At 36.4% G+C, this 23,960-nt stretch carries 21 protein-coding genes; all 21 read left to right on the forward strand.

Annotated elements, in window-relative coordinates; genetic code table 11:
- Positions 1–372: 372 nt before the first annotated feature.
- The gene (locus BM239_RS08640; protein ID WP_092207574.1) at positions 373–1,236 is read left to right on the forward strand and encodes an ABC transporter permease; all 864 of its coding nucleotides are present in this window, start codon (positions 373–375) and stop codon (positions 1,234–1,236) included.
- Positions 1,237–1,541: 305 nt separating this feature from the next.
- Positions 1,542–2,801 carry an ABC transporter ATP-binding protein gene (locus BM239_RS08645; protein WP_092207576.1) on the forward strand — a complete coding sequence of 420 codons (1,260 nt, stop codon included), beginning with the start codon at positions 1,542–1,544 and terminating at the stop codon, positions 2,799–2,801.
- A gap of 2 nt (positions 2,802–2,803) precedes the next feature.
- Positions 2,804–3,460 (forward strand): sulfotransferase, encoded by a 657-nt coding sequence (locus BM239_RS08650; RefSeq protein WP_092207578.1) that lies wholly within the window; start codon positions 2,804–2,806, stop codon positions 3,458–3,460.
- Positions 3,461–3,624: 164 nt separating this feature from the next.
- Positions 3,625–4,545: a glycosyltransferase family 2 protein gene (locus BM239_RS08655; RefSeq protein ID WP_092207580.1), complete on the forward strand. Its 921-nt coding sequence runs from the start codon at positions 3,625–3,627 to the stop codon at positions 4,543–4,545.
- A gap of 49 nt (positions 4,546–4,594) precedes the next feature.
- Positions 4,595–5,512 (forward strand): glycosyltransferase family 2 protein, encoded by a 918-nt coding sequence (locus tag BM239_RS08660; protein WP_092207582.1) that lies wholly within the window; start codon positions 4,595–4,597, stop codon positions 5,510–5,512.
- Positions 5,513–5,612: 100 nt separating this feature from the next.
- Positions 5,613–6,626, forward strand: a complete 1,014-nt coding sequence (locus BM239_RS08665; protein ID WP_092207584.1) for a glycosyltransferase family 2 protein — start codon at positions 5,613–5,615, stop codon at positions 6,624–6,626.
- Positions 6,627–6,628: 2 nt separating this feature from the next.
- A complete protein-coding gene (locus BM239_RS08670) occupies positions 6,629–7,666 on the forward strand; it encodes a glycosyltransferase (protein ID WP_092207587.1) in 1,038 nt (345 codons plus the stop codon).
- Positions 7,667–7,670: 4 nt separating this feature from the next.
- A complete protein-coding gene (locus BM239_RS08675) occupies positions 7,671–8,570 on the forward strand; it encodes a glycosyltransferase family 2 protein (RefSeq protein ID WP_092207589.1) in 900 nt (299 codons plus the stop codon).
- 102 nt (positions 8,571–8,672) lie between these two features.
- Complete coding sequence (locus BM239_RS08680) at positions 8,673–9,398, forward strand: methyltransferase domain-containing protein (protein ID WP_092207591.1); 726 nt, start codon at positions 8,673–8,675, stop codon at positions 9,396–9,398.
- On the forward strand, positions 9,398–10,444 hold the full coding sequence (locus BM239_RS08685; RefSeq protein ID WP_092207593.1) for a glycosyltransferase: 1,047 nt from the start codon (positions 9,398–9,400) through the stop codon (positions 10,442–10,444). The genes BM239_RS08680 and BM239_RS08685 overlap by 1 nt, the downstream gene beginning before the upstream one ends.
- Positions 10,445–10,485: 41 nt before the next feature.
- On the forward strand, positions 10,486–11,664 hold the full coding sequence (locus BM239_RS08690) for a glycosyltransferase family 4 protein (RefSeq protein WP_092207595.1): 1,179 nt from the start codon (positions 10,486–10,488) through the stop codon (positions 11,662–11,664).
- Between the two features lie 10 nt (positions 11,665–11,674).
- Positions 11,675–13,507 carry an asparagine synthase (glutamine-hydrolyzing) gene (asnB, locus tag BM239_RS08695; protein WP_092207597.1) on the forward strand — a complete coding sequence of 611 codons (1,833 nt, stop codon included), beginning with the start codon at positions 11,675–11,677 and terminating at the stop codon, positions 13,505–13,507.
- Between the two features lie 137 nt (positions 13,508–13,644).
- Positions 13,645–15,033 (forward strand): asparagine synthase-related protein, encoded by a 1,389-nt coding sequence (locus BM239_RS08700; protein ID WP_143094911.1) that lies wholly within the window; start codon positions 13,645–13,647, stop codon positions 15,031–15,033.
- Positions 15,030–16,016 carry a glycosyltransferase family 2 protein gene (locus BM239_RS08705; protein WP_092207599.1) on the forward strand — a complete coding sequence of 329 codons (987 nt, stop codon included), beginning with the start codon at positions 15,030–15,032 and terminating at the stop codon, positions 16,014–16,016. Before BM239_RS08700 ends, BM239_RS08705 begins: the two co-directional genes overlap by 4 nt.
- Positions 16,017–16,027: 11 nt before the next feature.
- Positions 16,028–16,615, forward strand: coding sequence for a serine acetyltransferase (locus tag BM239_RS08710; RefSeq protein ID WP_218151653.1), 588 nt, complete (start codon positions 16,028–16,030; stop codon positions 16,613–16,615).
- A 55-nt stretch (positions 16,616–16,670) separates the two neighbouring features.
- Positions 16,671–17,717 (forward strand): glycosyltransferase, encoded by a 1,047-nt coding sequence (locus tag BM239_RS08715; protein WP_177209013.1) that lies wholly within the window; start codon positions 16,671–16,673, stop codon positions 17,715–17,717.
- Positions 17,701–18,549 carry a hypothetical protein gene (locus tag BM239_RS08720; RefSeq protein ID WP_092207603.1) on the forward strand — a complete coding sequence of 283 codons (849 nt, stop codon included), beginning with the start codon at positions 17,701–17,703 and terminating at the stop codon, positions 18,547–18,549. The genes BM239_RS08715 and BM239_RS08720 overlap by 17 nt, the downstream gene beginning before the upstream one ends.
- Before the next feature lie 11 nt (positions 18,550–18,560).
- A complete protein-coding gene (locus tag BM239_RS08725; protein WP_092207605.1) occupies positions 18,561–19,988 on the forward strand; it encodes an MBOAT family O-acyltransferase in 1,428 nt (475 codons plus the stop codon).
- Positions 19,988–20,827, forward strand: a complete 840-nt coding sequence (locus tag BM239_RS08730; RefSeq protein WP_092207607.1) for a hypothetical protein — start codon at positions 19,988–19,990, stop codon at positions 20,825–20,827. Before BM239_RS08725 ends, BM239_RS08730 begins: the two co-directional genes overlap by 1 nt.
- Before the next feature lie 225 nt (positions 20,828–21,052).
- Positions 21,053–22,261 carry a glycosyltransferase family 4 protein gene (locus BM239_RS08735; protein ID WP_092207609.1) on the forward strand — a complete coding sequence of 403 codons (1,209 nt, stop codon included), beginning with the start codon at positions 21,053–21,055 and terminating at the stop codon, positions 22,259–22,261.
- Positions 22,262–22,390: 129 nt separating this feature from the next.
- Entirely contained in the window at positions 22,391–23,599 is a 1,209-nt protein-coding gene (locus tag BM239_RS08740) for a glycosyltransferase family 4 protein (RefSeq protein WP_092207611.1), read from the forward strand.
- The last annotated feature ends 361 nt before the right edge of the window (positions 23,600–23,960 follow it).

Genomic DNA, 23,960 nt, shown 5'->3' on the forward strand with positions numbered 1-23,960 from the left:
AAGCCTTATCTTGCGGATGGCAACCGCTGCGCTAGGCCATCCTCCGCTGCCTTGTGCGGCGGCTTTGATTGGTTTTTCTACGTTAACTAAACATAGGCCTTTAGGCCTGGGCTGCTCTGACTGACATGAGCCTTTTAAGGGCTAGATGTTTTAAAATACGTTAAGCTGCTTACCCGAAGCAGACCCGAAGCAGACCCGAAGGAAACCCGAAGGAAACCCGAAGTCGTATTTTATTTTCCTGTTGCCGTGTGTATTTTGATTTTGAAATTATTTACAATTCCACCAAGCTATTTACTCACTAATAATTCTAAAGTTTGCATTTTGGTTTCTGCTTGGAATTAGTATATTAGCCCTATATAAAACGCTATTACATTGAACAAGACAGATGATGCTGATTGGTTGTATACCATTTCTTCCAAGCGGAAGTTAATTGACTTTAATTTTGCCGAAATATGGCGTTATCGCGATTTGCTTGTTTTATTTGTGAAGCGTGATGTGGTTACGGTTTATAAGCAAACTGTTTTAGGACCGCTTTGGTATTTGATTCAACCCTTATTTACGGCCTTGACCTTTACCCTTATTTTTAATAAAGTGGCTAATATTGAAACGGGAACGGTTCCGCCTTTCTTGTTTAATTTGGCTGGGATTTCTATTTGGAATTATTTTAATACCTGTTTAACGTCTACTAGTGATACCTTTAAAAGTAATGCGGCTATTTTTGGTAAGGTGTATTTTCCGCGGATTATTGTACCGCTGTCTATTATCATCTCCAATTTGATGAAATTTGGTATCCAACTCTTCATATTCATTGCTTTTTATATGTATTATTATTTTAGTGGTGCTGGTATTCATGTAACGGGTAGCCTGGTGTTTTTTCCTTTTATTGTGCTGCTTATGGGTTTGTTAGGTTTGGGTATTGGGATGATTATTTCCAGTTTGGTAACCAAATACCGCGATTTGAAGTTTTTAGTCGGTTTTGGTGTGCAGTTACTCATGTATGTTTCAGCTGTGATGTATCCGTTGGCTTTGATGCGCGAGAAATTACCAAAAATTGCTTGGGTGGTGGAGTATAATCCGTTGGCCTATATTATTGAAACCGCCCGATATATGCTGTTAGGAACTGGTACGTTTAGCTGGTTTGGCATTTTATATACTGTAGTTGTAACGCTTGTGGTCTTGTTTTTTGGGATTATTATATTTAATAGGACGGAGAAGACGTTTATTGATACGGTTTAGAATAGGCATTAGGCATTAGGCATTAGGGATAAGGGATTAGGTTAGTGGTGAGAGGTTAGAGGTTAGAGGTTAGAGGTGAGAATGGAGATTAAAAAACAAAGAACAAAGAACAAAGAATACTGACTTAAGATTAATGATTGTTGATTGTTGTAGTTGAAGTTGAAATGAAGAATAATAATTGATGAGTTAGAAAGAATTTTTTTTTTATAGTCGTAGTTAACAGTTGACGGGTTAGAATTATAGAGGTTTGAATAATGAAATATTGAATAATGAAATATTGAATATTGAATAACGAATTATAGAACATGAGTGTCATTTTAAAAGCAGAACATATAAGCAAACAATACCGACTTGGTCTTGTGGGTACTGGGACTATTAGCCATGATTTGAACAGATGGTGGGCTGGTATTCGTGGGAAGGAGGATCCGTATTTGAAGGTGGGTTCTGTAAACGACCGCAGTACCAAAGCGGATAGTGATTATGTTTGGGCCTTAAGGGATATTAATTTTGAGGTGCAACAGGGTGAGGTGTTGGGTATTATTGGTAAAAATGGCGCTGGAAAAAGTACGTTGCTTAAAATATTAAGTCGGGTTACGATCCCTACAACTGGCGAAATTAAAACCAAAGGTCGCATTGCTAGTTTGCTTGAGGTTGGTACCGGATTTCACCCCGAACTTACTGGGCGTGAAAACATTTATTTAAATGGGGCTATTCTAGGGATGAGTAAGGCTGAGATACGCAGCAAAGAGGACGAAATTATTGCTTTTTCTGGTTGTGAGCGTTATGTAGACACCCCTGTAAAGCGTTATAGTTCTGGTATGCGTGTGCGTTTGGCCTTTGCCGTAGCCGCCTTTTTAGAACCCGATATTTTAGTTATTGATGAGGTGTTGGCTGTTGGCGATGCCGAATTCCAAAAAAAGGCTATTGGTAAAATGCAAGATATTAGTCAAGGCGATGGGCGCACCGTGTTGTTTGTAAGCCATAATATGGCGGCTGTAAAAAGCTTGTGTACGCGCGCCATTGTTTTGGAACATGGGAGGACTGTTTTTGAGGGTGATACGGATGCCGCTGTTGATTTTTATTTGAAGATTGGGAATGAGAAAGGAGTTGATAGTTTACGCTATTTTCAATCAAAAGAATTTGAAACCCTTAATTTTGAAGTTATAGAATTTGGAGTAAAAGCTGCAGAGAAGGATTTTGGTGTACCTATTCTACGAACTGATAAAATTGAGTTTATATTAAAATTAAAACAACTATACGGATTTAAAATAAAGCCGGTTTTAAGATTTAAAGATGATCAAGGTTCTTTTATTTTTGTGAGTGATTATGATAAATTTCTTAATGACCAAAAAGAAGCACAAGCATTAAAAATGATAATACCCAAGCATTTTTTTAATCAAGGGGTTTTTTTTGTGGACATATTGATTTCTAATGGGGAAAAGATACTATTTTTATGCGAAGATGCTATTACGTTTAGTGTAATTAATGAGGGCAATAGTTTAGGGAGTTGGATGGGAAAAACAAAAGGACCTTTAAGGCCTAATTTTAAATGGTATAATTTTTAAATATGTTTAAGCCAAAGAAAATCAAGATATTCTGCATATCATTTCAAAGAACAGGAACGACCTCTGTTGGACAGTTTTTTAAGGATTTTGGTTATCAAGTGGCAGGATATGACATTAAGAGAAGTAATGATTGGTCTGTTAAACGTTTTTTAGGTGATTACGAAAGTATTTTTAAGTCAAAAGAATTTAAGTCTCATCAAGTTTTTGAGGATAACCCATGGTGGGAGGAAGATTTTTATAAAGTTCTATATCACAAATTCCCGGATTCTAAATTTATTTTGTTTAAGCGTGATGCCGATACGTGGTTTGATTCTATGGTCAGTCATTCTAATGGTAAAACGTTAGGTAATACCTTTAGGCATGCTAAAATTTACAATAGGGAGGATGAATTTTATAAGGCTTTTCCTAATAAAGATATTTATAAAAACATAAATAAAAAAGATAACCTTCTGCAAATAAGTGAGATTCACAGAGCACATTACACCTCTATTTATAATTTACGAAATAAAGAGATTATTGACTTTTTTAATGCTTTTAGTCCAAGCTCGTTGTTTGTCTGTCAGCTTGAAGATGCCGAAAAATGGCGAAAATTAGGTAAATTTATTCATGTTGATGTTCCTCGAGATTATGATGTACATGTAAATAAAAGTAACAATTAATTTATTAAAAAAAATTTGATGATTATGCGGACTAAATGTTTTACAAGATAAGTTCTTGAAAATTTAAATTAATGAAATATATTAGAGAGGAAATGTTTATTGTTATTCGAGATTACTTGTTTTATTGTTCTAGAAGTGTTTTCTATAATAAAAAAATAGTTTAAATGGATGATAAACCACTTGTGACAGTTTGTATGATAGCATACAACCATGAACCTTATATTTCGCAAGCAATTGAAGGCGTTTTGCAACAGAAAACGAATTTTAATTTTAATTTACTAATATCAAATGATTGCTCTTCCGATAATACAGATTCTATAATAAGAACCATACAAGACAACCATCCGTTAGGTGCTAAAATTGAGTATTATAACCAAAAAATGAATTTAGGAATAGTACCGAATTTTCTATTCACTTTAAGTAAACCTGAAAGTAGCTATTTGGCTATATGCGAAGGTGATGATTATTGGATTGATCCTTTTAAATTACAAAAACAAGTCGATTTTTTAGAGCAAGAAGCAGAATTTGCAGGAGTTGCTACTAATTCAGTAATTAAATATGAAGGAACAAGTAAAGAACATCTTTTTAGCACAAAGACAAGACCTATTTTAGAAACAAATGATTTGTTAGAAGCAAGGCCTTTTCATACAGCCACTTTTATGTTTAGAAAAGGGGCTTTTAAAATAGATTTTCCCAAAGATATCTTATCGGCGGACCGAGCCTTGTTTTTATTAGTGTCTTGTTATGGACCGATAAAGTATATAAATGATGTTACTGCTGTGTATAGAAAAAATGATGGTGGTATTTCTAGACGAGTAACCTCCAAACAAATGAAGCAAGACTATAGGATTGTGACGTATATTAAAAAACACAATCAAAGTTTTAATTATATTAAACTAGAAGCTTTTATTGCTAAAACTGTTTTAGAGTATTCTAACAAGCTATTTTTATTAGATTTTTTAAAAGCTTCATACAGTCTTACTTTTCGTAATTTTACATTAGCAAAGGGTTTAAACAAAAAAAGGAAAACTATTAAGAATAGCCTTGTGCTTATTTATAAAAACAGTGGTAAAATAATATTTTAAAGTACAATTTTATCAATATTAAAATTAATCCATTTTATTTAAAAAAATAATGAATAATTTCAGTCTATTTATTATAATAACTACATATAATAGCATTCCATGGTTATCGAGCTGTTTAGATAGCTGTAAGGACTTTCCAATAGTTGTTGTTGATAATGCTTCTACTGACGAAACCGTATCCTACATTGAAAGAAATTACCCTAGTATTATATTATTAAAGCAGACTGAAAATTTGGGATTTGGCCAAGCTAACAATATAGGTATTCGCTACGCCTTAGATCATGGTGCGGAACATGTGTTTTTGTTAAATCAGGATGCCTATTTAGTCGATGATGTATTAGTTGAGTTGTTAACTTTTCAAAAACAACATGTAGAATACGGTATTTTAAGTCCCATTCATATTACTGGAGATCAGAAGAAATTAGATAAAAATTTTTCTAATTTTATGCTTAAAGAAAAAACAAAGCAGTTTTATTCTGATTTTGTTTTGGGCAATCCATTAGCCGCAGTATATGAAGTTCCTTTTGTAAATGCTGCAGCTTGGTTAGTTTCTAAAACTTGTTTAGAAACTGTAGGCGGTTTTGATCCCTTGTTTTTTCATTATGGTGAAGATGAGAATTATTGTCAACGTGTTACTTATCATGGTTTTAAAATAGGTGTTTTGCCGAGGGCTTTGGTTATTCATGATAGAGCAAATCGTAAACAATCAAAACCAGAGTTATTTAGTACGGACTATTTTAAAGAAGTAGAGAAGTTATATAAAATTAATTTTGCTAATATTTTAACAGATAACGATATTGACTTAAAAATAAGTAAGTTACGTCAAGTTGTGTTTAAATTAATAGTTCAATTGAAATTTAAACAAGCTAAATTATATCAACAAAAAGTAATGCTCTTGTTACAATTAAAACCTTTAATTGAGAAAAGTAGGCGTTTTAACGTAATTAAGGACTCTCATTATCTATAGAAAAAATATTATTGATTCATATCTTTATTATGCTTTTCCTCTTTTTATTTTAGGCGTGTTTTTGATTTGACTTTGTATATTAGTCGCATAAAACGTTTTCATGGCTTTGCAACCTTTAGTTTCCATTATTATTCCCACTTTTAATCGGGCGCATTTATTAGGCGAGACCTTGGATTCGGTATTGGCGCAAACCTATGCTAACTGGGAATGTCTGGTTGTGGATGATGGGAGTACCGATAGTACGGCAGCACTACTTAATGCTTATATAGCCAAGGACAGCCGGTTTCAATACCATAAACGGCCAGACAGCCATTTGCCTGGTGGGAATGGGGCTCGGAATTATGGGTTTGAATTGAGTACAGGTGGTTATGTGATTTTTTTTGATTCTGACGATTTATTATTACCAAATGCATTAGAAGCCCGAGTGTCTTGTATAGTTACCCATTCGGCTGATATGACGGTGTCTGAATCGGGTGTTTTTAAACGTGAAATAGGTGATCGTGATACGGTGTGGAATGTGATACCTCAAGGAACTACTCCAACCGATTTTTTAATCCGTTTTTTTAATGTAGATATGCCTTGGCAAACAGGTGGTGTTACTTGGAAACGTAGTTTTTTAGAGCGTTGTGGTCTTTGGCATACCCGTTTAATAGCCTGGCAAGATTGGGAATTGCATAGCAGAGCCTTGTTGTATGAACCTAAATTGGTTGTATGTGGTGTTCATGCGGATAATTATTATAGGCATCTTTCATCAGATGGTATTGCTACAACTTTTAAAAGCTTGGCTTATATACAATCTATGGCAACGGCCATTATTTCCGTTTCTAATGATTTAATTAAAAAGCCTGATGCGTATCAGGAATTAAAATCTCATTATGCTGTGCTAGTTTACTATATGCTCATTAAGCGCCCTATTATTTTTGGCTATGTATGGTTTCCTTTACGCTATTTGTTTAAAGTACCCTTTTTTAAGGGACTATCTCGGGCTCAATTTTTTAAAATATATACGATTGAATTGTTGGCACGTAGTACAAAAATAAAACGTTATATTTTAGGTGATTATTACAAAAAACAACAACGTTATTTAACGTTAACATCAACCCATTTGAAATAAACATGCAGGCGCTATCTACAGATATAACAGCAGGTGTTTCCATTATTGTTTGCACCTATAATGGTAAAACCAGGTTGGCTGAAACCCTAAAGCATTTAGTGGCTCAACAATTGGATGTTCCCTGTGAGGTAATATTGGTAGATAATGCCTCAACGGATGGTACCAAGAAATTTGCTGATGGTTGGTGGGCAGAAAATGGCCGAGACTCATTAATTGAATACCGCTCCTTTATACAGCCTAAACCTGGAAAGTCGTATGCTCAAGAATTGGGTTATAAACAGGCGCTATTTAATTATTTATTGATTTGTGATGATGATAATTGGCTTTGTGATACTTATGTGCAAACGGCGTTTGATATTATGACTGCTAACCCCAATATAGGGGCTTTAGGCGGTTGGTGCGATGCTGTTTTTGAGGGTACAGAACCAGATTGGTTTAAGCATTATGCAAGGGTTTATGCGGTTGGCAAGCAATCAAGATTTTCAGGCGATGTTACGGAAGCTGTTGGTTATTTGTATGGTGCTGGCATGGTGTTAAGAAAAACGCATTGGTTAGCATTGAAACAATTAGGTTTTGAACACTTATTAAGTTGCCGGAAGGGAGATTCATTAAGTTCAGGTGGTGATACGGAGTATTGTTTTGCATTACGGTTATTGGGGTATTCTATTTGGTATGATGAGCGGTTGTATTTTAAGCATTTTATGACGGCCGGCCGGTTGAATTTGTCCTATTTGTCGCGTTTACGTCAGGCTATGGCATACTCTAATTTTGTTATTTTAGCCTATATGGATGTGGTTGAGAATATTGCGAATAGGAAGCACCTATATACTAAACGCCTGTTTAAACACTTAAAGCAAGGGTTTTTTAAAAATATCTATCGACGACTGTTTGGATCCTATAGCCAGCAAGAGGTTAGTAAAACGTATTTTAGAAAATTGTATTATTTAAGTTTTCGCTATGATGAGTATCTGGGTTTTGTATTATTTATAAGGAGTTGGATGCCTAAAAAGCGCATCTCTTCAATAAAGTCTCATTTATAAGGATATGGATGCAGCTTTAGTTTCTATAATTATCCCCACTTATAATCGAGCAAGCTATATAGGTGCCGCTTTGAATAGTATTATGGCTCAAAGTTATACCCACTGGGAATGTTTAGTTGTTGATGATGGCAGCAAGGATAATACAGAAGAGATTATGCATGCTATATGTGAACAGGATTCCCGGATTAGCTATTATAAGCGGTCTAAGGATTATCCGAAAGGCGTAAATGGTGCTCGGAATTTTGGTATTGCTAACAGTAAAGGAAGCTATATTGCTTTTTGTGATGATGACGATTTTTGGTTACCTGAAAAGTTAGAAAAACAAATACCTATTTTTAAAGCTCATCCAGAGGTTGGTTTGGTGACCGGTAATATAGAGTATGTTAATGCTGATGGTGTTCGTACGGGACGGATTATTGCACAACGAGGAAATCATGGTTATGTGTTTGAAGACTTGCTATTTAAAAATAGGCTTTCAATGATAACGCCGGTTATAAGGCGTAGTGTGATTGATAAAGTGGGCTTGTTCAATACCAATTTCACCCTTTCCGAGGATTGGGAATATTGGCGACGTGTGGCTTATTACTATCCCTTTTATGCCTTGCCTGATGTGTTGGCCTGTGTCCGGAAACACAATGCAAATACCTCCTTGATTGTTACCAACGCTCCTTTTGAGCAATATGTGCTTTATAGAAAATTAACAACAGCACTTTTGGCATGGGGAGAAGGCATTTTTACCAAAGCTGATAGGCAATTAATTGCAAAAGTTGAGGCCAAGCGGTACAGGCAGATTTTTCGGAATCATTGTCCTGGGGTTAGAAATAAACTGGGGTTAATCATTCAGGTTTTTAAAAATGATTGGAAAGATGGAGTTCGTTTTTGTCTAAAAATTTTAAAGGTATAAACAAACTCTATAAAAAATAGTTTATTTACATTGTAGCTTAAAAATAGAGGGTTGCACCTTTAATATTCAATTTTTTGAAAAAATAATTAAAAATAATAATACATGACACAAATTAACTTTAGTCATAAGGATAGAGCACAAACCAATACAGCAGCCTTGGAGATTCTACCCTTTTTATTTAATTCTATAAAGCCAACTAGTGTACTTGATGTTGGTTGTGGTAATGGAAGTTGGCTAGAAGCTTCAAAGTTACTTGGGGTTTCTGATATTTTTGGTGTAGACGGTGTTGATTTTGAACAAACATCTTTAAAAATTTCAAAAGATAATTTTAAACAGCATGATTTTAGACAGCCATTGAATTTAAAAAAGAAGTTTGATTTTATTATTTCTCTTGAAGTTGCCGAGCATTTACCTGAATCGTCAGCCGATAACTTTGTTGAAATTATTGTGGCTCACGGAGATCTTGTCATGTTTTCTGCAGCTATTCCAGGGCAGGGTGGTCAAAATCATATAAACGAACAGTGGCCTTCGTATTGGGCAGATAAATTTAAAAAACATGGTTATTTAGCTTATGATATTATACGTCCAGAATTTTGGAACAATGAAAAATTGTATTCTTGGTACAAGCAGAACATTATTATTTATGCCAAGGAAGGTGTTTTGAATTCTGATTTGTTTACAGCTACTGATTCTGTTTTATCATTAGTACATCCTGATATTTATAGAAAGAAAATTTATCGCGCAAAATTTTTAAAGGATAATTCAGATGTATTTAAGCAACTAAAAGAAGTTACTAAAGTATACATGAAGCGTTTAATTGGGCGGTAATGATGAATAATTTTACGGATTCAGCGTTTAAGGTTACTGTTTTAATGCCTGTTTATAATTGTGCAGATTATGTTGGCGAGGCTATAAAAAGTATCTTAATTCAGTCATTTACTGATTTTGAGTTTATCATTATCGATGATGCTTCAACAGATGAAACCGTTTCAATTATTAAGGGGTTTACAGACTCAAGAATTAAACTTATTGTTAAGCCTACAAATACTGGGATAACTAAAACTCTTAACCTAGGATTATCTATTGCTAAAGGAGAATTCATTGCTAGAATGGACGGTGATGATATTAGTTTACCAGACCGGCTAAATATGCAAATAACTTATTTAGAAGCTCATCCAGACATAGCTGTTTGCGGAACTGCTTATCAAATATTAAACCGGAATGAAATTATTAGAAAGCCAGAATTACATGAGCAGATTAAAATTACATTATTAAAAAAAAATTGTATCGGACATCCAACTGTTATGTTAAGGAGCTCAATTTTGAAAAAAAATGGAATAAAATACGATGAAACACTACCTGTTGCACAAGATTATGATTTATGGGTTAGGATAACGGCCTATGGGAAACTACATAATTTACCAGAAGTATTATTATTATATCGGAAACATAATAATCAAACTTCTGAAATAAAACGATATTTAAAGCCAGCAATTAGAGCAGAAATACGTTTGAAGTTGTTATCCTATCTTAATTATGAGCTGGTAGAAAAAAATTCTAATTTGCTTCGAAAAATTTTTAGACGGGATGAAATTCTAACTGATAAAGAACTCCATACATTTCCTGGTATTTTTGAAGGTTTGAGCAAAGCCAATGAGCATGCATTTTTTCAAAAAAAAGGATTTAAGGCGTATTTGTTATCTCAAGAGAAACAAATTTATAAAGATTATTTTTTAAAAAGAAGGGTGTTCTTTCCTGCTTTAATAGTTCAATACAATAGGATTCAAGGAAATTCAGATTTTAAATTAAGTTTTATAAATTACTTTAAGCTTGTAATAAAATCTATTTTGTATTACAAAAAACCTACCGTTTAGTACAAGAGTTATCATTTATCATTAATAAACATTTTCTTAAAATGACTAAAGTTTTACATGTGTTATTAGTACTTGGACATCCTAACCAACCTTATATGACAGATTTGTTTGAAGGATTGGTTAAATCTAATGAAGATGTTCATCATCTGGTACTCTGTAATAAAAATTTAACGACAGATTTGAGTGTTCATCATCTGGTATTGGGAGACAAAAATGACCTATTCAAAATAAGTACTTTTATTTATTTGATAAAAATTATGTTAACATCGGCAATAGAACTACCTCTAGTTCGTCAAGGACGTTTTAAAAGTAGGCTAAAATTTCTTTTAAAGTGGCGGTATTTAATAGAGTGTGATGCCCATGTTATACATATTCATCATTTGCATATTGTTCCTCTTTCCATACTTCAACTACTAAAAAGTAAAAATAAAAAAATTATTGTATCGTTAAGAGGTAAAGATTTAGTTATAGACACGCTAGACTTGAGGAGAAAAGAACAGTTTTTAGAAAAATTAGAATTATGTGATAAGGTACATGTAAATAGTGACTATTTTATTCAGTTAGCTACGTTAAAAGGCGTTGAAAGAACTAAATTAGTGCGTACATACCGAGGTGTAAAGATAGACACTTATTTAAAAAAAGACCTTAATAGATTACATTTTCATAAAGGAAAAGATACTCTTAAAATTATAGTGGTTGGAAGGTTGGAATGGGAAAAAGGTCATGTGTTTATATTGGATAGTTTAAATAGGTTGCGCAAAAAAAATATAAGGATTCAATGTGATTTTTATGGCGAGGGTAGTTTTAGGGAATTTTTGGAATTTAGGATTTATCAATTAGGTTTAGAGGGTATTGTAAGTGTTAAAGGTCATTTTTCTAATGAAAGATTAAGACAAGAGTATAAAAATTATCATATAGCATTACAGCCTTCATTATATGAGTCCTTGCCGAATGGATTGTTGGAAATGTGTTTATATAATCTCCCTTGTGTTGTTTCAAATGTTGGAGGTATGTCAGAGTTTATATTACATGGCGTAAACGGTATTTGTTTTGATATCAATGAACCTATTAGTCTTGATACAGCAATACTGGATTGTGCAATTCTTAACAAAAAAGAACTTATGAATTATAATCAATCTTTATTTGATAAGTTTTCTTTTAAAGAAGGAATTGAAGATCTAAATAATATTTATTTGCAAATTCAAAATCAGGAAGGATAAATCAATAACTATGTGCGGATTTTTAGGCGAATACACTTTTAAACCTAACTCCTTAACGGAGTCGGCATCTTTTGAAGCGCTTTTAGCCTTGTCCCAACATCGTGGGCCTGATGCTTCCTGTACCACACGAGGTTCTGGGTTTCAGTTGGGGTTTAATCGGTTGGCTATTTTAGATGTTTCGGCACAGGGGAATCAGCCCAAGGCGAGTCCGAGTGGGCGATATCAGGTGGTGTTTAATGGTGAGCTATATAACTATCAAGATCTTGCTGAAACGTATGCGCTTACTAATTTACATTCTACTTCGGATACGGAAGTTCTGATTCATTTATTAGATACACTAGGCGTAGCGGCTACCATACCGTTACTGAATGGTATGTTTGCCATTGCCATTATTGATACGGAAATAGATTGTTTGTACTTGACCCGTGATTTTGCGGGTATTAAACCTTTGTTTTATGGCGAGGCAGCTGAAGGTATTGTTATGGCCTCGCAATTTGATCAGGTTTTTAAACATGCTTGGTTTTGTGACGCTTTGGCATTACGGCCAGAGGTTGTAAAAGACTATTTTGGATTTGGTTATATGCAAGCCCCTAATACTATTTATAGTGGTATTTTTCAGGTTAATCCTGGCGCTTTAGTTTGTATTAATCGGCAAGGTGCGGTGTTAAAAAATACAGTTGTTTCTTTTAGTCAAACACAAGATTTGGAAACCAACCGGACAACTTTAGCATCGGTTTTGCAAGCCGCTGTGTCCAAGCAATTGGTAAGTGATGTGCCTATTGCTACTTTTTTAAGTGGTGGTATTGATAGCCCGTTAATTAGTGCGTATGCCAAAACGCATATTTCGGATATTGAAGCGTTTACACTGGCTGTTGACAACCCTTTACTTAATGAAAGCGAGATTGCTAAGGGTTATGCAGACCATTTAGGTATTAAACAACATGTTGTTTCGGTTACAGAGTCTGATTTATTATTAGAAATAGATGCTCATTTTAAAGCTTTTTCGGAACCTTTTGGTGATTATTCTAGTATTCCTACTTATGTTATTTCAAAAGAAGCCAAAAAAAATCATACCGTTATGTTATCTGGCGATGGCGGTGATGAATTGTTTTTTGGGTATCCACGCATGTTGGATGTTATACGCAAACGCTGGTGGTTTAAAATGCCTTATGTTATTAGGAAGCCATTAGCTCAACTCACTAATGCGCTCGGGATAACCAAAACGTGGGCGCCTTATTTTAAAAATTTTAATGCCTTTGTAACCAATAAGCATTTAAAGTTACCAGCCGCTACTTTGGATGGCGCTTTTCCAGATACCGCCTTTTCACCATCCATGACAGATTTGTATGCGTTTACAAACTCTGATACACCCGCTGTGCTGCATCAACTCCGTTGGAATGAGTTTTATGCACATATGCAACGTGTTTTGGTAAAAGTAGATCGGGCGAGTATGGCTCATAGTCTGGAAGTGCGTGTCCCCTTTTTAGATAAAGCGAGTATTGATTGGGCCTGGCGGCAGCGTGGTGCATTAAAAACAAAACACGATTTAAAGCACGATTTAAAAAGGTTACTTGCCGAAGAAGTGCCAGAATCCTTAATAAACCAAAAGAAAATGGGTTTTACTGTGCCTTTAAAGGATTGGCTTCATAAGGAATTAAAGGCCGATTTGATGCACGCTGTTTTTGAGGTTCCTTTTTATGGTCAAGCGGTTATGGATGTATTGGTATTACAAACTTATGTTCAGGATTTTTTTGATGGCAAACATGATAATGCTTGGGGTGTATGGCATATATATGCTTGGCAGAAGTGGTGGATGCTTCATGGGATTAATGTGAAAACTTAATAATGAAAAATGACAAGGGGATGATTACGAATGATATGCAGGGAAAGGTTGGACTAAAGCATCTCTATTTTTGAGATTCTTCGCTTTGCTCTGAATGCCAAACGTCTTTTTTATTATATTCGTCCTATATTCAAAGCATGACTATAAAAACACCCATATTGCCTAGTAAACAACAGTTTGCAAAACGTCCTAATCAGCCTCACGAGCTTGATTTGGAAGCTATTTGTGTCTTTATGGCTACGGGTTTTTTTATGGGTCGTGATACGTATTGGAAGGATGAAGTCTGTTTGCTTCCTGGCCATCATCACACGATAGATGACGCTGGTTTTCTGGTAAACAGTGAGCCCTGGTTTCAGTGGCATTATAGGCCTAGAGACCTTTCGTTTGAAGCAACTTTGGCCGAATACATTCAATTACTTACAACCATAACTACCGAACAAGTTGGTAACCAACCGGTTATCCTCCCGCTATCAGGAGGCTTGGATAGCCGAAGTCAAGCCTTGATTTTAAAAGGTCTTGATAACCCTGTTCATGCCTTTAGTTATTCATTTGAAGGTGGTTATCCTGAACACCGTATTGCCAAGCACATTGCAGATGTTTGTGGTTTTGGTTTTGAATCCTTTTCTATTAAACCAGGCTATTTATGGGATTGTATTGACGATTTGGCTCAAATTAATGGTTGTTATTCCGAATTTACGCATCCGCGGCAAATGGCTGTTTTGCCCCAGTTGAAAGCCATGACTGGTGTTTTTTCGTTAGGGCATTGGGGCGATGTGTTGTTTGACCGTGGCGCACCAGAGGCTACTACTGAAGCAGATATACTGCCACTATTATTTAAAAAAATGGTTAAGCCTAAGGGCTTGGAACTGGCCGAACAGCTTTGGCAACATTGGGACCTGGCAGGCAGCTTTAAGGACTATTTGGTGGGGCGTATAGAAACTGATTTAGCAGCTATAGCTATAGACAACGTCAGTGCGAAAGTGCGTGCCTATAAAACGAGCCAGTGGGCACACCGTTGGACCACAACTAATTTACGTGTGTTTGAAGCCGCGCATCCAATTACCTTACCGTATTATGATAACCGGATGTGTCATTTTATTTGTACCGTTCCAGAGGCTTATTTGGCCGATAGGCGGTTGCAACTAGCGCATTTACAACAAGATTCGGCTTTGTCTGGTATTACCTGGCAGGATCACAGGCCCTTTAATTTACGGAACTATGGGTATAATAAAGCCCCTTATAATTTACCGTACCGGGTTTGGGCTAAATTACAGCGTGAGGTCCAGGCTGTTTTAGGAAGCTCTTATGTGCAACGGAATTGGGAATTGCAGTTTGTAGGCTCTGAAAACGAGCAGGCATTAAAACGCCGGCTTTTTCAGGCAGATTTTCATCAGTTTATTCCAAAGCATCTTGTCCACGATACCTATCAGCATTTTTTAAAAACCGATTCCGTTCATTATGCCCATCCGGTAAGTATGTTGCTAACTTTGTCTCAATGGTATACACAAAATAGAGGTTCTTTATGAAGTTATCCGTTGTTATCCCTGTTTATAATGGTGCTGATTTTATAGAGAAATCTTATCATGCTATTCTCAATCAGCACTTGGAGGATTTTGAAATCTTGTATGTAGATAATAACTCTCAAGATGCGTCTGTTATCCAAATTAATCGACTTGTAGTATTAGATTCGCGTGTAAAACTTCTAATACAAAGCAAACAAGGTGCCGCAGCAGCTAGAAATATGGGTATCCAACAGGCTAAAGGTGATTATGTTTATGTATTTGATGTGGATGATGATATTTATCCCAATGCTTTACAAAAAATGGTAACTGTTTTAGATACCCATCCAAGTGTAGATGCCGTATTTGGCAAGATGGTTAAGTCTTATCAAAGTATTTCAAATACTACTAAACCCAAGGACGAAACCCATGATGTTATAATAAAGGAGAAACCTTATTGGGGTTTACAATGGTTTTCTAGTTTAAAATCGGTTGTGGGGCCACCTGCTTTTTTGTATCGCAAAACTGTCTTTGATAGAATAGGACTCTACAATGAAGCCATACGGAATAATGAAGACACTGCTTTAGACATTAAATTAGGCATGACCTCCCATGTTGCTTTTTTAGATTCTTATGTTTACTTATATTATAAACATGAGGACTCAACAATCGAACAGTCAAAACGTAAAATGCCTCGTGCCTTTATGGTTTGGCCTCGCTTGGTACAGGAGCACCTACCTTTTTTCTTGGAGCAAGACACCCCTATAAAGTTTAAAAGCTTATTATTTAGTCAGTTGTTTCAATCCATGGGTCGGCAATTGGTTTTTACTAAAGGATTGCACCAGCGACAGGATTTAAAAAAACAGTTATATTTTGATTTGCAAGCCATACAGATTCCGTTGGTTATTCGCTTATATTTATCCATATTGGTTATATTGCCCTATGAATTTTTACGTAAAATATATGGGTACTATGTTGTACCGTATGCTGTTAAGCAGCTTCTAAACTAAAAATTGAACCATTGAAACCAAACCAATTACTAACACACGCTTTTAAAAAGCTGCTTTTATGGCGCCTCTATAACCGTTATGTAATAGCTAATGCTGTTATTCAAGCCGATATTAAGCAAACGTTGCAGGTACGTGGGAGCCAAGTGCAATATGCCACTATTGACAAGCAGTTTTACCATGCTATGATTTATTACCAAGATTATGCCTATATTTTTTTCTGGCGGATTAATAAGCTCGGCTGTCGTTGGCGTTATTTATTTATGAATGATATGCCTTGTAAACTATTTAGGAGTACGGAGATTGCTGGTGGTTTGATGTGTTATCATCCGTTTGCCACGGTTATTAACGCGAAATCTATAGGGCGTAATTTTCAATTTCGGAATGGTTTAACTGTTGGTAATAAGGGGAATGATAATAGCCAGTTGCCTATTATTGGGAATGATGTTTCTGTGGGCGCCAACGTGGTGATTATTGGTGCTATCACCATAGGGGATAATGTTACTATTGGTGCTGGTTCTGTGGTAGTAAAAAACGTTCCCTCTAATTGCATCATAGCTGGTAATCCAGCACACATAATTAGACGACAGGATGAGGCCTAAAAAAATCCGTATACTTTTTACGATATCTAATTTTAATACTGCGGGCAGTGGTAAGGTGGTTTATGATTTAGTTTCTGGACTGGATAAGACTCAATTTGATATCGCCATTGCTTGTGGTAGTGATGCTGGTGCTTTTTTTAAGAAGGTGGCAACTTTAGGCGTGCCCATTCATATTTTTGAAACTAAAACACCCTATAAGCCTTATTATACTTTGTTGTATAGAATCTGGCTTATTTCAAAATTTTATAAAAAACACAACTATGATATTGTGCATTCATGGCAGTGGAGTAGTGATTGGACGGAAGCTTTAGCGGCCCGATTTGCGGGTGTTAAATGGCTATATACTAAAAAAGCCATGGGCTTTGCCAGTAAGCACTGGCAGATAAAAAGTAAGCTGGCTGATTTTATTGTGACGATTAATGATGAGATGTCTGCCTATTTTCCTAATAAAAAACAGCAAGCTTTAATTCCTTTGGGTATTGATACTTTGTATTATTCACCCGATCCCTTTTTGAAACCAGCTGATGCTGATAGCACGAAATTTCATATTATAACGGTTGCCAATTTGGTTCCTGTAAAAGGAATCGAGGTGTTGTTGCAGGCTATTCAATTGCTTGATGACTCTTCTATTACCTTAACTATTTTAGGAGATTGTGATAATGCTTATGGTCAGCGCATGATAGCTTTATGCGCGCAATTGGATGTGCATCATCAAGTAAAATTTTTGGGTAAGCAATTAGATGTGCGTCCTTATATAGCCGCCGCTGATTTGTATGTTATTCCTACTTTGGATGAAGGCCGAAAGGAAGGTATGCCGATGGCTTTGGTGGAGGCTATGAGTATGGGGACTCCGGTGATAGGGTCTGATATTACGGGAATTAATTTTGTATTGAAAGACTTTAGAACCCTTTTATTTGAGGCTGGGCAACCGGACCAATTAGCTTTGAGAATTAATACCATTAAAAATATGCCTATTGAATCCCGCTTAAAACTTGGGCAGGATTTGCGTACCTATTGTCAAGAACATTTTACCATGGATGCTTTTATTAGCGCTCATGACACACTCTATAAAACGCTTTTGCAGGATGGGATTGTTTCATAAACATGTTATTGTAGTTGGTAGTGCTAGAAGTGGTACGAGTTGGTTGAGTGAGACCTTGTCTCGGCCCTTCCGTTATCGGATGTTATTTGAGCCAGAACAAGAAACACGTACCAAACAAGGCTATTTGCTATGTGATAAATGGTTAACAACGCGCGAAGATTCGCCAGAGGCTTATCATTATCTAAAGCGTGTTTTTAAAAACCGGGTTGATTGTGATTGGATTGCTCAAAACAGCAACCGACATTGGAAACGTCATTTATGGCCTTTTATTCCTAAAAAGTTTATTATTAAGTTTGTTCGGTTTAATTTATCTGCGGTCTATTTATACCAGCAGTTTGGTATTCCCGTGATTCATATTATTAGAAATCCCTATGATGTGATTCGCTCACAACAACAAGTGAAATTTCCTTGGTTGTATGATTTATCGCATTTTGTATCTCAAGACAGGCTGGTACAACTCATACAAGAGCACTTTGGTTACGATATTAGGGCTTATAAAACCCTGTCTCCAGTTGAAATTTTAGCATTGCGTTGGTGTTTAGAAAATGTGATACCGTTAGAAGTTTTGGAGCCTTACACTGGACATATGGAAGTGGTTCGGTATGAGGATTTATCACATGACATGAACTTATTCTATGACTTATGTGACCGTTTTAATTTGGAACCCGTTGCTAATTTGAAAACCTATTATAAACAACCCTCATCCAAGACACACCCAAACAGTGCGTTGGTGACCTCTGAATTAAAGAAGCGGGTTTTGTCAGCAGATGAAATAGCTCAAATTAATACCGTTTTAACTATTTTTAAATCGACTTTATACCCACGTCGCTAAACTAGATACCTATGCTATTCAATTCTCTAGACTTCGCGGTTTTTCTTCCTCTAGTTTTTATACTGTATTGGTTTGTATTTAAGCGTTGGTTGTCTGCACAGAATGGGTTGTTGTTAGTGGCTAGTTATGTGTTTTATGCCTGGTGGGATTGGCGGTTTTTAGGATTGATTGTGTTTAGTACCCTAGTTGATTATGCGGTAGCTCGGGGTTTAGTAAAGGCAGAGAAATCTCAAAAGCGGAAGCTGTTACTCGGTATTAGTTTGATTTGTAATTTAGGTTTGCTCGGGTTTTTTAAATACTATAATTTTTTTGTGGACAGTTGGGTGGATGCCTGGGGGCGTTTGGGGGTCAGCCTTTCTGCGCAAACCTTATCCATCATTCTACCCGTAGGGATTAGTTTTTACACCTTTCAAACCTTGAGCTATACCATTGATGTGTACCGTAAGCAACTGAAGCCAACTACCAGCATGATACAATTTGCCACTTATGTGGCTTTTTTTCCACAGTTGGTGGCTGGGCCTATTGAGCGCGCCAAGCAGTTGCTACCACAGTTTGCAACGCCTCGCGTTTTTAATTCCGAATTTGCTATTGGAGGTGTGTCTCTTATTATTTGGGGTTTGTTTAAAAAAATGGTGGTGGCGGATAATTGTGCTTTTTTTGTGAATCAGCTATTTGCTGGTTCTGGCGGTTATAGTTCTGCGGAATTGTTTTTAGGCGCCGTTTTGTTTGCTTTTCAAATTTATGGTGATTTTTCAGGGTATTCCGATATTGCCATTGGTGTGGCTCGATTGTTTGGTTTCCGTTTGATGACGAACTTTGCGTTTCCTTATTTTTCAAGAGATATTGCTGAATTTTGGAGGCGTTGGCATATTTCATTATCTACATGGTTCCGCGACTATGTGTATATACCATTGGGTGGTTCGCGTGGTTCTAAATGGCTTCAAATACGAAACGTGTTGGTGGTTTTTATTGTTAGTGGGTTTTGGCATGGAGCAAATTGGACTTTTATTGTTTGGGGTGGCTTACATGCGCTGTTGTTTTTACCGTTATTGCTTCAACAAAAAAATAGGCAATACATTCAAGAAACCCGAATTCAACTCTATCAGTTACCGCGTATTCTTTATACGTTTGTCGTAGTTTGTTTCGCTTGGGTTTTTTTTAGAGCGGATTCGTTAAGTCTGGCTTGGGCCATGTTGGAGGATGTATTAAGTTTTCAATCGGTTACGTTACAGGTGTTTTACCATAGTTCTAAATCGGTTTTGTTGAGTGCTATAACTGTTTTCAGTATCTTGGTCTTGTTGTTTTATGAATATCGAGCGGTTCAAAACAACCAACGTGAGGTGATTTTAACTCCTTATGAGGCCGTTTTTATTGCCATATTACTTGTTTTTATGGGTGTTTATAAAAATCCAGCAGATTTTATTTATTTTCAATTTTAATGCGTTTATTTTTAAAACATATTGGTTTTGTGTTACTGCTATTTATAGGCGTTTCTTCAGCTATCGCTTATGGTAGTTTGTGGGCATTACGCCAAGGATCGTTTTATAAACCTTCATTTTTGGAGCGGCAGGTAGCATCTTCGTCATTTGATTATATTGTTTTAGGCTCCAGTACCGGCTTAACCACGCTTAATACACAGGTTATTGATTCCGTTTTAGGTACTCAAGGAATTAATCTGTCTATGGATGACACGGCACTTTCCAGTCAGTATTTAATGTTGCAACATTTTCTTGGCTCGGGGAAGCAAACACCTGTTTGTATTTTGGCCGCTAGTATTCTAGATTATGATGTTACGGATCCTGTGTTAAGTGGCAATGATTATCGTTTTTTGCCTTATGGTTCTGAAGGTTACGTTCAAGCTTATTACGATTCTTTTTCAGACGATTCTGCTTGGATTTTGTCCAACAGCAACTGGTTTCCTATGCTTGGTGTGGGTTATTTTAATGTAGAATTGTTTTATCCGTCGTTAGTGAGTTTGATAGAGCCCAACAAACGCAATCGGTTTGATGCCTATGGAAATTATAGTTATCCTACTACCACCCAGGTATCACGTCCTATAGTTTTGAGGCATGGGAAAACACTTCAATTTAAAAACCCTTATTTTAAGAAGATTCAAGATTTATGTGCTGTCAATGATATCACATTACTAGTTTATATTCCACCCCATAAAACGTTGGCCGTTTCAACTGGATTCACTTCGTTTTCGGTTATTAATCATTCGGACTTGTTACAGGATGGCTTGTATTTTTATGATGACTTCCATGTGAATGGATTGTGACGGCAGGCGGTTAGTTTGCAGTTTGCGAAAGCCTTTGAGGGGTTTTAGTGTTCGCGGGTGTTCTCAATACATTCCGTTTGCCTTTAGAACCTACCCTGTGATAAGTTACTCGATAGCTTGTAATAGCAGTCTTTAAACACCCGAAGTAGCCTTTTATGTTATAATTTAAAATAGTTGGTTTGATTAGGTAAAGATTTTTACCTTTAGATTTTAAAAAAAGCCTGATTGAAAACCTCCTTAAAAATAGCTATTTACTCTGGTGAAATTCCGAGTACGACTTTTATAGAACGTCTGATATCTGGGCTTGTAGGTTCTGGGGCTTCAGTTCTCATTTTTGGTATTTTACGGGAAAAACCAAGGTATTCTTCAGGTGTTACTGTTGTAGGGTATCAACTCAATCGGTTTGCTAAGTTTTGGCATTTGGCACGCTATACTCTGCTTTTAACTTTGTTTAAACGCGGTGATAAAAAACGGTTTGATGTCTATTTACAACAGCAGCAAAAAACCGATTTGTATACGAAAGTTAAATGTTATCCTGTTTTATGGCATCGGCCTGATGTATTTCATTTACAATGGGCTAAGGGTTTGGCTGATTGGGTCTGGGTACAGGATTTTGGAATGAAGTTGGTGGTTAGTTTACGTGGTGCCCATATTAACTATTCACCGATAGCGGATACCGCTTTAGCGGCCATGTATCGGGAGTATTTTCCAAAAGTTGATGGCTTTCATGCGGTATCTGAGGCTATTGGTTTGGAAGCACAAACCTATGGAGCTCATCCTGAAGCTATTCATGTTGTTTATAGTGGCTTACCAGCTTCTGAAATGGAAGCTGAAATGGAAGCTGGAATAGAACCGGTAGTAAAACCTAAGAACTTGCCAGCCAAGCCCTTTCAAATTGTATCTGTTGGACGCCCGCATTGGAAAAAAGGCTACACGTATGCATTAGATGCTTGTAAGCTTCTAAAAGAAAAGGGAACTCTATTTGAATACACTATTATAGGTGGTGCTCATGTTGTAGATTATCAATATCAGATAGTTGATTTGGAATTGGATAATGAGGTTCGGTTGTTGAGTCAAAAACCATTTAATGAAGTTCAGCGCTTGATTCTGAATGCAGATTTATTATTATTGTCTAGTGTTGAAGAAGGGATTGCCAACGTGGTACTGGAAGCCATGGCTTTAGGTACCTTGGTTTTAAGTACGGATTGTGGCGGTATGGATGAGGTTATTCATGATGGTGAGACGGGTTTTTTGGTTCCTATACGTGATGCTCAAGCTCTAGCAGATGCTATTATAGCTATAACCAGTTTGCCAACTGCTGCAGCCTTGAAAATAAAAAAACAGGCACAATTAAAAATAAAGGAGCAACACTCGGAAGCGCTTATGACTTCCGGAATGATGCGACTTTATGAGGGGTTGTTTGTTGGTTCGTGACTAGTGACTAGTGAATAGCGGATAGAGAATAGTGAAAATTGAATAATTAATTAGGTCTCAAGACATTGACAAATAACTTGTGGCATTAGATATAAACAATACCTTTAGCAGGTGCAGGAAAAACAGGACATGACAGACACAACAAGAGCTAACAAGCGGATTGGCTTGGTCCTGTCTGCCGTACCTGGTTATTCGGAAACTTTTTTTACTAATAAAATTTCTGGATTGCAAGCACATGGTTTTGAGGTTCAGTTGTTTGTTACGGATCAATCGGGTGTTATTCCCGATGTTTTAGATTGCCGTGTTCAAACAGCACCTTTTTTTAAAGGCTCTGCTTTTCGTGTTTTATGTACTAGTAGTTGGGTGTTGCTTAAAACTATTTTATGCCAGCCTGTTAGAAGTTTTCGGCATTTTCAATTGGATCGTTCCGTAGGATTTTCTTTTTCAGCATCCGTTAAGCGTCTTATAAAAAATGCTTTTTTATTGGAGGAATCCTTGGATTGGCTGCATTTTGGTTTTGGTATGCTAGCCGTTGGTCGCGAACATGTTGCTACTGCTATTCAAGCTCGAATGGCTGTTAGTTTTAGAGGTTTTGATTTGTATTTGTCCCCTTTAAAACATCCGAATTGTTATGATTTGCTGTTTACTAAAAACGTCCAGTATCATGTGCTTTCTGAAGAGATGAAAGGTGACTTGCAAGCGAACGGTGTTTTGGAATCTGCCATCACAGTTATTACACCAGCTATTGATGTCACATTTTTTAATTCAAAACCTAACACCACTGAATTAGAAGGAAATTCCAAGGTTCAATTGATTACGGTTGCGCGACTTCATTGGAAAAAAGGTTTGGAATATACTCTTGAAGCATTAGCGGTATTACGACAAGCGGGCGTTGATTTTCATTACTCCATTATTGGTACAGGAGAAGAACGGGAACGCTTGGTGTTTGCTGCCCATCAACTAGGGATTATTGATGCTGTTACGTTTATGGGTCAGTTGCCCCCAGAAGCTGTACGAGAACAATTGGCAAAATCAGATATCTATTTGCAGTACAGTATACAAGAAGGATTTTGTAATGCGGTTTTGGAAGCCCAAGCTATGGGTTTATTATGTGTGGTTTCTGATGCTGAAGGCTTGCAAGAGAATGTTTTGCATCAAGAAACGGGTTGGGTGGTTGCTAAACGCCAGCCCCAGCTTTTAGCCAAACAATTGGTGGAGGTTATCCAGCTTTCCGCAGACGATAAAGAAGCTACAAGTATACGCGCCATAAGACGCATTCGTGATGACTTTAATCTTAAGAAACAGCAAGCCGCATTTTTGGCGTTTTATAATACGTAGAAAGCTACTTTTATTATATCGTTTATCCATCTTATCTTTTTTACTCATATTGCTTCTTATGACGCTTTAAGGTGTTCGTGAAACTTTGATTTACACATTTATTTATAAAGTTCATTTTTTTCATTGCTAAAAAAACGAACCAAAAAAATCTAGGCTGATTTTCGTTTGCTTGAAAACTGCATAAAAGCCTTTGCCTGCGGATGGCAACCGCTGCGCTAGGCCATCCTCCGCTGTCCTTACTGCGGTTTTTATTTGTTTTACTACGGAAACGAAACGTAGGCCGTTTGTCAGTTTTATTACATGCTTTTCAACTTTTAAACTATGGTTTATTTTCTAGTGGAACTCATGATGTGCTTTGTGG

The sequence above is a fragment of the Algorimicrobium echini genome (assembly GCF_900115185.1).
GTDB lineage: Bacteria > Bacteroidota > Bacteroidia > Flavobacteriales > Flavobacteriaceae > Algorimicrobium > Algorimicrobium echini.